Annotated in this window: 9 protein-coding genes; 3 read left to right on the top strand and 6 right to left on the bottom strand. The window is 27.8% G+C overall.

The window, feature by feature from the left end:
* Positions 1 to 299 precede the first annotated feature (299 nt).
* Positions 300 to 2,909 carry a DNA mismatch repair protein MutS gene (gene mutS, locus ABJG40_RS14340; protein WP_348025279.1) on the bottom strand — a complete coding sequence of 870 codons (2,610 nt, stop codon included), beginning with the start codon at positions 2,907 to 2,909 and terminating at the stop codon, positions 300 to 302.
* Between the two features lie 88 nt (positions 2,910 to 2,997).
* Here mutS and ABJG40_RS14335 point away from each other — a divergent pair, with 88 nt between their 5' ends.
* The 3 genes from ABJG40_RS14335 to ABJG40_RS14325 all read left to right on the top strand — a co-directional run bounded on the left by ABJG40_RS14335 (position 2,998) and on the right by ABJG40_RS14325 (position 6,316).
* Positions 2,998 to 3,531, top strand: a complete 534-nt coding sequence (locus ABJG40_RS14335; RefSeq protein WP_348025278.1) for an RNA methyltransferase — start codon at positions 2,998 to 3,000, stop codon at positions 3,529 to 3,531.
* A 114-nt stretch (positions 3,532 to 3,645) separates the two neighbouring features.
* Positions 3,646 to 5,649, top strand: coding sequence for an ATP-binding protein (locus ABJG40_RS14330; RefSeq protein WP_348025277.1), 2,004 nt, complete (start codon positions 3,646 to 3,648; stop codon positions 5,647 to 5,649).
* Positions 5,639 to 6,316, top strand: a complete 678-nt coding sequence (locus ABJG40_RS14325) for a response regulator (RefSeq protein ID WP_348025276.1) — start codon at positions 5,639 to 5,641, stop codon at positions 6,314 to 6,316. Before ABJG40_RS14330 ends, ABJG40_RS14325 begins: the two co-directional genes overlap by 11 nt.
* 199 nt (positions 6,317 to 6,515) lie before the next feature.
* Here ABJG40_RS14325 and mgtE read toward each other — a convergent pair whose 3' ends face one another.
* The 5 genes from mgtE to ABJG40_RS14300 form a co-directional block, all read right to left on the bottom strand.
* On the bottom strand, positions 6,516 to 7,865 hold the full coding sequence (mgtE, locus tag ABJG40_RS14320) for a magnesium transporter (RefSeq protein ID WP_348025275.1): 1,350 nt from the start codon (positions 7,863 to 7,865) through the stop codon (positions 6,516 to 6,518).
* Positions 7,855 to 8,658, bottom strand: coding sequence for a 16S rRNA (adenine(1518)-N(6)/adenine(1519)-N(6))-dimethyltransferase RsmA (gene rsmA, locus ABJG40_RS14315; RefSeq protein WP_348025274.1), 804 nt, complete (start codon positions 8,656 to 8,658; stop codon positions 7,855 to 7,857). The genes mgtE and rsmA overlap by 11 nt, the downstream gene beginning before the upstream one ends.
* Positions 8,655 to 8,846 carry a hypothetical protein gene (locus ABJG40_RS14310; RefSeq protein ID WP_348025273.1) on the bottom strand — a complete coding sequence of 64 codons (192 nt, stop codon included), beginning with the start codon at positions 8,844 to 8,846 and terminating at the stop codon, positions 8,655 to 8,657. Before ABJG40_RS14310 ends, rsmA begins: the two co-directional genes overlap by 4 nt.
* Positions 8,847 to 8,848: 2 nt before the next feature.
* Positions 8,849 to 9,178: a DUF4286 family protein gene (locus tag ABJG40_RS14305; protein ID WP_348025272.1), complete on the bottom strand. Its 330-nt coding sequence runs from the start codon at positions 9,176 to 9,178 to the stop codon at positions 8,849 to 8,851.
* Between the two features lie 78 nt (positions 9,179 to 9,256).
* A partial coding sequence (locus ABJG40_RS14300; protein ID WP_348025271.1) for a tetratricopeptide repeat protein occupies positions 9,257 to 11,027 on the bottom strand: 1,771 nt, incomplete at its 5' end.

The following is an 11,027-nucleotide window of genomic DNA, read 5'->3' as shown; positions in this document are numbered from 1 at the left end:
TAGACATAGATCTTTTGATAATTTCATAACAAATATGATCTCTGGGCTAATTGCATATTCTTTTTTACCTAAAAAACCTTCTATAAAAATCCCGAATATGTTACCTAATAATGCTATTGCTTAAGTCGAACTCACGTTATTTACTTTTCATTCTAATTTGTCATTTCGACCTTGTGGAGAAATCTAACAAAAAAAAATAATTAAGATTTCTCAACTACGTTTCTCTTCGTTCGAAATGACAAAACAAATAGTTTAAGATTTCTCAATATTATTTAGTTTTTTTTAGAAATGACAGTATATTACTTTTTTATCAGCATTCTTTTAATTTCATTCAACTTCATTAAAGCTTCAATAGGAGTTAACGTATCAATATTAGTTGCTAAAATTTCTTCTTTAATGTTTTCTAACAAAGGATCATCTAACTGAAAGAAACTCAATTGCATTTCTTCTTCTTGCGTTTGTTTTAAAGCGTCTTTAACTTCAGCATTTTTGTTGTTTTTCTCTAATTTTTCTAAAATTTTATTCGCTCTATGAATCACCATATTTGGCATTCCTGCAAGTTTAGCAACATGAATACCAAAACTATGATTAGAACCTCCAGAAACTAATTTACGCAAGAAAATAATAGTGTCTTCTAACTCTTTTACAGACACATTAAAGTTTTTAATGCGCTCAAAAGTGGTAGTCATTTCATTGAGTTCGTGATAATGAGTTGCAAATAATGTTTTTGCTTTTGTTGGATGTTCATGCAAGAACTCAGAAATTGCCCAAGCAATCGAAATTCCATCATAAGTAGAAGTTCCTCTACCAATTTCATCTAAAAGAATTAAACTACGTTCAGAAACGTTATTTAGAATAGAGGCAGTTTCGTTCATTTCTACCATAAAAGTAGATTCTCCCATAGAAATATTATCACTTGCGCCAACACGAGTAAAAATTTTATCTACAATACCAATTTTAGCATTTTGTGCAGGTACATAACTTCCCATTTGTGCTAATAAAACAATCAAAGCTGTTTGTCTTAAAATAGCAGATTTACCAGACATATTTGGTCCAGTAATCATAATTATTTGTTGTTGATTTCTGTTTAAAACAACATCATTTGCAATATACGTTTGGTCTATTGGTAACTGTTTTTCTATAACAGGATGACGTCCGTTTTTAATATCTAAATCCGTGCTTTCATCCATAATTGGGCGCACATAATTGTTGTCAATTGCTAAAACTGAAAAAGAGAGTAAACAGTCAATTTTTGCAATAATTTGAGCGTTTTCTTGTACAATTTGTACAAATTGGATAATATATTGTAATAATTTAGAAAATATTTCTTGTTCTAATTTTGCTATTTTCTCTTCAGCACCTAAAATTTTTGTTTCGTATTCTTTTAGTTCTTCTGTAATATATCTTTCTGCAGAAACCAAGGTTTGTTTACGAATCCATTCTTCTGGAACTTTGTCTTTATGTGTATTTCTAACTTCTATATAATAGCCAAAAACGTTGTTGAAAGCAATCTTTAAACTAGAGATTCCTGTGCGTTCAGTTTCGCGTTTTAGCATATTATCTAAAAACTCTTTACCAGAGTTAGAAATTGCGCGTAAATCGTCTAATTCTTGATGAACATTATTGGCAATTGCATTTCCTTTATTTATGTTAACAGGAGCATCGTTAAACAAAGTTTCATTAATTTTTTCAATTAAATCTGTACACGTATGTAATTGATTACCGAGTTTGTTTACAGCATTATTTTTACTTTTTTCTGCGGATGATTTTATTGGTAAAATTGCTTTTAAAGAATCTTTTAATAAGACAATTTCTCTTGGTGAAGCTTTGCCAGTAGCCACTTTAGAAATCAATCTTTCTAAATCTGATATTTGTTTTAATTGATACGTTACCGTCTGAGAAAAATCGTCAGAATCTATACAAAATTTCACCAATTCATGACGATTTTTAATCTCGTCAATATTTTTTAAAGGCAATGCCAACCAACGCTTTAACAAACGTCCTCCCATTGGTGAAATTGTTTTATCAATCACATCTAAAAGCGTGACTGCATTTACAGAATTAGGATTGTACAATTCTAAGTTTCTAACAGTAAATCGGTCCATCCAAACATAATTATCTTCAGCAATTCTGCTAATATGTTGAATGTGTTTTAGCTGATTATGTTGCGTTTCAGACAAATAATACAACACTGCACCAGCAGCAATAATTCCGTTTTTTAAATCCTGAATTCCAAAACCTTTTAAGCTTTTTACTTCAAAATGATTCTGTAAAGTTTCGTTTGCATATTCTTTTTGAAAAACCCAATCATCTAAATAAAACGTGTAATATCTGTTTTCAAACAACTCTAAAAATTGTTGTTTGTTTTGTTTTTGAACTAAAACTTCACTCGGACTAAAGTTTTGCAATAATTTATCAATGTATTCTGCATTTCCTTGAGCAACCAAATATTCACCTGTAGAAACATCTAAAAATGAAATTCCGAGTTGTTTTTTATCAAAATGAACCGCCGCTAAAAAGTTGTTAGTTTTGGTTTGTAAAACTTCGTCGTTTAAAGAAACTCCAGGAGTTACTAATTCTGTAACACCACGTTTTACAATGGTCTTCGTCATTTTTGGATCTTCTAACTGATCACAAATAGCAACACGCATTCCTGCTTTTACTAATTTTGGTAAATAAGTATTTAAAGAATGATGAGGAAAACCTGCCAATGCAGTTTCTGTTTCACTTCCTGCGCCACGTTTTGTTAAGGTAATTCCTAAAACTCCAGCAGCTTTTTTAGCGTCTTCACCAAAAGTTTCGTAGAAATCACCTACTCTAAAAAGCAACATTGCATCAGGATATTTATTCTTGATAGCATTGTATTGTTTCATTAAAGGTGTTACCTTTTTTGGTTTCGCTTTTGCCAAGTTTTTGGAAATTTTCAGTTAGTTTTGCGAAGATAAAAATTAGTAAGCAGTATTTAGTAGCAGTTTACAGTGAACTTATTCACAAGATATGAGAAAACTTAAAAATAACGAGTTAGGTAGAATTTCGGTTGATGAATTTAAAACCGTTACAAAAACACCATTAATTGTAGTTTTAGACAATATTAGAAGTTTAAATAATATTGGTTCTGTTTTTAGAACTTCTGATGCTTTTTTGATAGAAAAAATCTACTTGTGTGGTATTTGCGCAACTCCGCCAAATAAAGATATTCATAAAACAGCTTTGGGTGCAACTGAGTCTGTTGCTTGGGAATATGTAGAAGATACTTTGACTTTGGTTGAAAAACTTAAAAGAAATAACATAAAAGTTTTGGCAATAGAACAAGCAGAAAACTCTACAAAACTTGATACTTTTTATCCGAAGAAAGATGAAAAATATGCTATTGTTATGGGGAATGAAGTAAAAGGAGTACAACAAGAAGTTGTTGATGCATCAGACATGTGTATAGAAATTCCTCAATTAGGCACAAAACACTCTTTAAATATTTCTGTTACAACAGGTGTTGTACTTTGGGATATATTTCAAAAAATCAACAAATTATAGTTTTTTTTAATTTTAAAATTCTATTTTTAGAGAGCTAAAAAATAATTCTAATTATATGAATTTAGTGGAAGAAAAAATTAAAGAATTTGTAAAGAGCTTTAATTATTTAAGAGGATGAGTAAACACCCTTTATTTAAAAGGCTAAATAGCTTATTATTTACGCAGATAAATGCACTATTTTTTTTATTGTTTGTAAGCATTTCTATGTTTTCTCAAAAGAAAGAATTAGGTAAAAATATAGACTCTGTTGCTTTCTATTTAGATAACGCGAATGGAGCAAATAAATTTTTATATTTAAAAAAAGCAGTGCTGCTGTCTGAAGAATTAGAAATAGATTCTTTAATTCAACAAACAAGTATTGAATACGCAAAACATAGTTACTTTGCTAAAGATACTTTAGGGCTAACATTTTCATCAAGCAAATTACTAAAACATTTTCAACTTAAGAAGGATTCTTTTTCTCTAGCTAAAGCTTATCATTTAGAAGCTTTAAATCATAAAATAAAAAATAATTTAGATAGTACTTTTTATTATTATCAAAAATCAAAAGATATTTTTATTGGTCTAAAAGATTCTACAGAAATTGGTAGAAGGTTATTATCTATGGCAATTCTTCAAGTAAAAGAATTAGACTTTTTAGGATGCGAAACAACAACAATTGAAGGTTTAAAATATATAGAGCCCACCAAAGCATATAGAACTCTAATTTCTTTATACCAAACGTTAGGTAATGCTTTAGGTCATTTAGAAAGGCCTAAAGAGGCTAGAGATTATTATATAAAAGCAAAAAAAATTACGAAGTTTAATCCTGTAAAACATAGAAGAGAAATTAACTATTTAAACTTGTTGAACAATATAGGTGTGACCTTTAAAGATGAAGGGAATTTTAAAAAAGCATCTTCTTTGTATAAAGAAGGTTTAAGTTTTGATAGTCTAGAAATAAAGTACCCTAAGCAATACCAAAACCTTTTAGGAAATTTATCCTCTTTATATTTTAGGCAAGGAAAAACAAAAAAAGCAATAGAAGGTTATAAAACCGTTTTAAAAAGTAGAGTTAAATCTAAAAACCTTTTTGCGCAAAGTGTTTCACATAGTCTTTTAGCAGAAGCTTATTTAAAAAATAAACAATACGTTTTAGCAAAAAAACATGCAAACAAGGGTTTAGAATTAGGAAAAAAAACAAGAAATAATGAACAAGTTTTAGAATGTTTACAATTTTTATCTCAAGTAACCAAAGGAGAAACTTCTAAAAAATATTTAGAGGCATATATTAAATTAAACGATAGTTTATTTACCAGAGAGAGAAGTTTAAAAAATCAATTTGCAAAAGTAAGATATGAAACAGAGAAAAAAGATAAAGAGAATGCTAATTTAAAATTAGAAAACCAACAAAAAGAATTGCTTTTAGAAAGAGAAAAACAGCAAAAATCTATAGGTTGGTTAATTGCAGGTGCTGGTATTATGTTTATTGGTCTTGGTACAACAGTTGTTCTTAATAGAAGAAAAAAATTACTTTTTGAAAGTAAACTTTTACAGATTGAAGCTAGAGAAAAAGAACGCCAACAGATTGCAAAATCTTTACATGATGAAGTTGCTGGCGATATTAGAATGCTATATAAAAAATTAGAAAAAAACAATTTAGTTGATGAATCTAAAGAACTAGATAGGGTTAAAGAAAATGTAAGAAGTTTATCACATCAATTAAGTAGTGTTTCTTTTGATGAGGTTTCTTTTAAAAACCAAATTATAAATTTAGTTTCAGATTATTTTGATGCAGATTTTATGATTAGAATTAAAGATATCAATTCTGTTCAATGGAAAGAAATTAACAAATCAATTAAAAGAACATTATTTTTATCTATAAGAGAAAGTTTGCAAAATATTGATAAATACGCAGATGCATCTAAAGTAATTTTGAGCTTTAATGAATCTAAAAAAATATTATTTTTAACCATAAATGATAATGGAAAAGGTTTTGATATCAATTCTAAAAAGAAAGGAATAGGATTAAAAAACATGAAAGAAAGAGTAGAAGAAATTAATGGTGTTTTTTCTGTTGATAGCCAAAAAGAAAAAGGAACAACTTTAAATATTGAAATCCCTAAAAATGGAAACTAAAACAAGAATTTTAATTGCAGACGATCATCAATTAGTAATACAAGGAATAATCTGTTCTTTAAAAGAAGTTGGCAATTTTGATGTTGTTACAACAAATACTTGTGATAAAGCGTTTCAGTTGATAAAAACCAATCAGAATACAAATCCGTTTCAAATTTTATTTACAGATTTAAGTTTTGATAATTCTACAGAAGATTCTCTTTTAGATGGAGGAGAAGAACTTATAAAAGCGATTAAAAATAACGATTTTGATATTAAAATAGCGGTAATTACAGGTCATACAGAAACCAATAGAGTTTATAATGTTATAAGTAACTTAAACCCTAATGCATATTTGCTAAAAAGTAAATGTGATGCAACAGAAATAGGGTTCGCTTTAAATAAAATGTTAGCAAATGATTATTATTACACACATGAAATACATCAAAAAATAATGCGTAGAAACGTCATTCAAATTCAAATGGATGATGTTGCTATTCAAATACTAAAAGAGCTACCTAATCATCCTAAAATTTCAAATTTAGAAGGTATAGTAACAAAAGGAGATGGCTCTTTCTTAAAACTTCGTACCATAGAGACTAAATTAGGCAATTTAAGAATAGATTTAAATGCCAATAATAATACAGATTTAGTTTTAAAAGCCAAAGAATTAGGTATTATTGATTAATTTTTTTGCTTTTGCGGAAATCCACATTTTAACTTTCGGCTTTTACATTCTTAAACTTTGTAAGTAATGTAAATTTGTAGTGTACTATTTAGCCAAATACTACAAGAAAAAGGGATTAATTGCCGATATAAAATTAGGGGCTTATATCTAATATTAAGAGAAAAAGGGAAAAACCTTTCAGTAAAACTGAAAGGTTTTTTTATATACCTAAAATCACTTTTGCAATCATAAAATAAATTAAGATTCCAAAAATATCGTTAGAAGTTGTAATAAAGGGTCCTGTAGCAATTGCTGGGTCTATACCTCTTTTATTTAAAAATAGTGGTACAAATGTACCTATTAAGCCAGCTACTATAATTACAATAACTAAAGAAACAGAAATGGCAAGAGCCATGTCCATTTTACCTTGATACGCCCAAACAAAAAGAAATAAGAATAATGCTAAAATAATTCCGTTTAATGCAGCTAAAAGCATTTCTTTAAAAAGTCTACTATTTATACTTCCTTTTACATCATCATTAGCTAAACCTTGTACAATAATAGCAGAAGATTGTACACCAACATTACCAGCCATAGCTGCTATTAAAGGCGTAAAAAAAAACAAAGCTGCATATTTAGTAAAAATATTATGAAAACCTTCCATTATTAAAAATGCTCCAACACCACCAATTAAACCTAAAAATAACCAAGGCAAACGTGCTCTTGTTAGTTGTAAAATACTATCGTCAGAATCTACATCTTTTGTTAAACCAGCAGCTAATTGATAATCTTTATCTGCTTCTTCTTTTAAAACATCTACAATATCATCAATTGTAATTCTTCCTTGTAGAACGTTATGATTATCTACTACTGGTATGGCTTCTAAATCGTATTTTGCCATAATTTTAGCAACCTCTTCATCATCTTCATTTACATTAACGTAATCTACTTTTGGTATGTATATTTCAGAAATTTTTTGATCACTTTTAGCAATAATTAAATCTTTTAATGAAAGTCTTCCAATAAGTTTTTCTTTTTTATCTACTACATAAATAGAATGCACTCTAGTAACATCTTTTGCTTGTCCTCTAATTCTACGCATACAACCAGCAACTGTCCATGTTTCATAGACTTTTACTAATTCTTTTGCCATTAAAGCACCAGCAGTATTTTCTTCATAAGATAATAACTCTTTAATATCTGCAACTAACTCATCATCTTTTAATGCAGAAATTACTCTTTTTTGTCTTTCTTCTGATAATTCACCAATAATATCGGCTGCATCATCAGTATCCATTTCTCCAACTTCTTCTGCAATTTCTTTTGCAGATAAATTTTCTAGAATTTTTTCACGAATATCTTCGTCTAATTCCATTAAAATTTCAGACGTTTTTTCACTGTCTAAAAGTTTAATTATATAGATAGCTTCATCAAAACTAACTTCGTCTAAAACTTCTGCAACATCTGCGTAATGTACTTCTTTAAATAAAAACCTTACTTCTTTATCGTTATTAGAATCTATAAGATTTTTAAGATTTTCTAGATAGTATGGAGTTATTTCAAATGCCATTTTCTGCGATTTTTTTTGTCAATTCTATAAAGTCATTTACAGAGAGTTGCTCAGGTCTTTTTGTAAAGATAAGTTCTTCTTTCAAAGAGTCTGAAAGTTTAAAAGATTTTAAACTTGAACGCAACATTTTTCTTCGCTGATTAAATGCTGTTTTTACAACTCTAAAAAATAATTTTTCATTTACTGGAAGAGAAAAGTCTTTTTTTCTGATTAATCTAATCACACCAGAATCTACTTTTGGAGGTGGATTAAAAACGGTTGGTGGTACTGTAAATAAGTATTCTACATCAAAAAAAGCTTGTGTTAAAACAGATAGAATTCCATACACTTTACTACCTTCTTTCTCTGCAATTCTTTTGGCTACTTCTTTTTGAAACATACCTGCAAATTCTGGTACATATGCTCTGTTTTCTATTGCTTTAAAAACAATTTGTGTAGAAATGTTATATGGAAAATTACCAATAATGGCTACTTGTTTTTTATTGAAAGTTTCTTGTAAATTTTTCTTTAAAAAATCGCCTTCAATTATATGGAATTTTTCTTTTGATGTATCTAGTTTTATATGTTCTAAAGGAAAAATATCATGTAAATAAGTAACAGATTCTCTGTCTAATTCCATTACAGTAACTTTTGCTTTTTTTTCTAACAAGTATTTTGTTAAAACCCCCATACCTGGTCCTATTTCTAAGACATCATCATATCCGTTTTCAGTTAAAGCATCTGCAATGTCTTTTGCAATTGTTTCATCGGTTAAAAAATGCTGACCTAAATGTTTTTTTGCTTTTACACTCATATTTTTGTCGGTTTTTTAATTCCAAAACCAATAATGGTTAAACTTAAGCCTAATCCACATAAAACTCCAGCAATAGTTTCTTCAGGTTCAAAACCCCACTTAAAATAAGCAACTATTATTCCTAAAATTAATAAAAAAACTCCAACAAAAGGAATTTTTTTTCTGTGGTTGTAGAAAAAGCTATTCATCTTTAATTTTCTAAACTTGTAGGATAAAATTCTTTAATTACTTTTAATTCTGTTCTAAAAGTTAACATTTTATCGGCAAATTTTTTAAGCGCTTCACCTCTTAATTTTTCTGCATCTACTTTATAATAATCTACAATATCTTCTTTAGTATTTGCTGTATATTGAACAGAATAAGTTCTGCCTCCCATTTCTTCTTCAACCAAAACTTCTGTTAATTTTGCAGAAATAAATTTACCTGTATTTAATACATCTAAAATATGAGATTCTATCCAAATTAACCATTCTTTATGAATGTTATTGTCAATATTTATAGTTACGTTGTATATATACATTTTTTTTGTTTTTGGTTGATGGTTCTTTATTATTAGTTTTTAGTTCCACACCAGAAACCAGCAACTAAAAACCAACAACTATATATTATCTCCTCTAATTTTACGATATTTTTTTCTTGCTTCTACTAAATAAATACTCGAAGAATAATCAAAAATAATCTTTTGATAGTATTCTGATGCTTTTTCGAGGTTATTTAAATTATTTTTATACAATTCTGCTAATTCATAATAAGCATCATCTATTAAAACCCCTTCTGGGTTTAATGAAATTACTTTTTCTAAATTTGTAATTGCTGCTTCAAATTGGTTTCGTTTTATAAATAATTTTGCTTGTTTAAATAAAGCTTCATCTTCTATGGGTTGACCTTTAAAATCTTTGTTTATAATATTTAAAGTTTCTATTGCTTGTTCTGTTTTATTTTGATAAGCTAACAAAGATGCTTTTGCATATTGGGTTAATCCAGAAGGAATAGAGTCTACAGGTTCATTATCTGTAATGATTAAATACAACTCTAAGGCATCGTTTGCAATTAATTGGGTTGTAGAACTTTTTAGTATTTTTAATTGTGCTTTTGCCCAAGAAAAATCGCCTTTAAAATAACTTGTTTGCGCTACTTTAAAACGAGCTTGTTGTGCCAATTCGTGATTTTTTAGATTGGTTTGAATTTGAGAAAAATAAATTAATGCTTTGTTATATTTTTCTGTAAAAACTAAAATATCTCCTAATTTAAGTTTAATTCTTGCCTTATCGAATTTAGAACGAGAAAAAGTTAAGGCTTTTTCTAAAACAACTTTTGCTGCTGTTGGTTTGCTTTTTGTAAACGTTAAAAAATCTGCATATGCTACTTGCAACTTTATGGTTAATGTATTTTTACCAAATTCTTTAAAAAGAGATTGAAATAATTTTTCTGTTTCTGTATTTTTAGTAGCAACTGCAATTTTTGAAATGTATAAATAAGCATCAATTTTTTCTTCATTTAAAGTAGAATTTTCTGTAATAAAATCAAAACAATTTTTTGCATTATCATAACTTTTGTTATTAAAAGCTATTTTTCCTAGACTAAAAATTTCGTTTAAATCTATTGGGTTTCTTTGGTATAATGCTTTTTGTTGAATTAATGCTTTTCCATAATCTTTTTGTTGTGTAAACAACCAGCTTAATAAAATATTCCAAACATCTTTTGGGTTACTTGCAGATTTTCTTAAAAGTGTTTTTCTAAATAAAATATTAGCTTCGTTTTTAGAATCTTCTGTAAGATATTTACTTGTATATCTTTGTACGAGGCTAAAATATTTTTCGTTTTTATCTACCAAATTAATATAAGATTCAAACATTTTTTTAAAATCTCCTTTTTCTCCATAAATCTGTGCAATCTGAAAGTTATAATTAGCATTTTCATTTTTTTTCATTACTTTTTGATAGGCTAAAATTGCATTATCTAAAAGATTATATTCTTTAAAAATACGTCCAATTATAGCTCCATAAGAAGCGTTTTTATCTAAAGAGTTTAAGGCAAATTGATAATTATTATTGGCAAGTTCTTTTAATTGCTGACGTTGATAATTATAACCTAAATAAATATATAAAAAACCTTGTTGAGGGTTCTTTTTAATTTTTGATTTTAATAGCTTTTCTGCTTCTAAAAATTGATCAGTTTCTTGGTAACAAGAAATTAATCTTCCTAAATAAGAAGTGTTAAACGGACTTTTAGAATACAGTTTTTTAAAAACCTGAGTTGCTTTTTTATACTCACCTTCTCTATAATAACTTTCTCCCAATAAATAATCATTTTGAGAGAAGCTAATGCTTGTTATAGTTAGTAAAATAAGTAAAAAAAGTTTTTTCATA

Source organism: Polaribacter sp. (genome assembly GCF_039939415.1).
Taxonomy (GTDB): Bacteria; Bacteroidota; Bacteroidia; order Flavobacteriales; family Flavobacteriaceae; genus Polaribacter.
This window is presented reverse-complemented; position numbering and strand designations above follow the sequence as displayed.

Excerpts from the sequence above, each read along its gene's own strand:
- ABJG40_RS14335 (WP_348025278.1), top strand. The coding sequence starts at position 2,998 with ATGAGAAAACTTAAAAATAACGAGTTAGGTAGAATTTCGGTTGATGAA.
- ABJG40_RS14330 (WP_348025277.1), top strand. The coding sequence starts at position 3,646 with ATGAGTAAACACCCTTTATTTAAAAGGCTAAATAGCTTATTATTTACG.
- ABJG40_RS14325 (WP_348025276.1), top strand. The coding sequence starts at position 5,639 with ATGGAAACTAAAACAAGAATTTTAATTGCAGACGATCATCAATTAGTA.
- mgtE (WP_348025275.1), bottom strand. The coding sequence starts at position 7,865 with ATGGCATTTGAAATAACTCCATACTATCTAGAAAATCTTAAAAATCTT.
- rsmA (WP_348025274.1), bottom strand. The coding sequence starts at position 8,658 with ATGAGTGTAAAAGCAAAAAAACATTTAGGTCAGCATTTTTTAACCGAT.
- ABJG40_RS14310 (WP_348025273.1), bottom strand. The coding sequence starts at position 8,846 with ATGAATAGCTTTTTCTACAACCACAGAAAAAAAATTCCTTTTGTTGGA.
- ABJG40_RS14305 (WP_348025272.1), bottom strand. The coding sequence starts at position 9,178 with ATGTATATATACAACGTAACTATAAATATTGACAATAACATTCATAAA.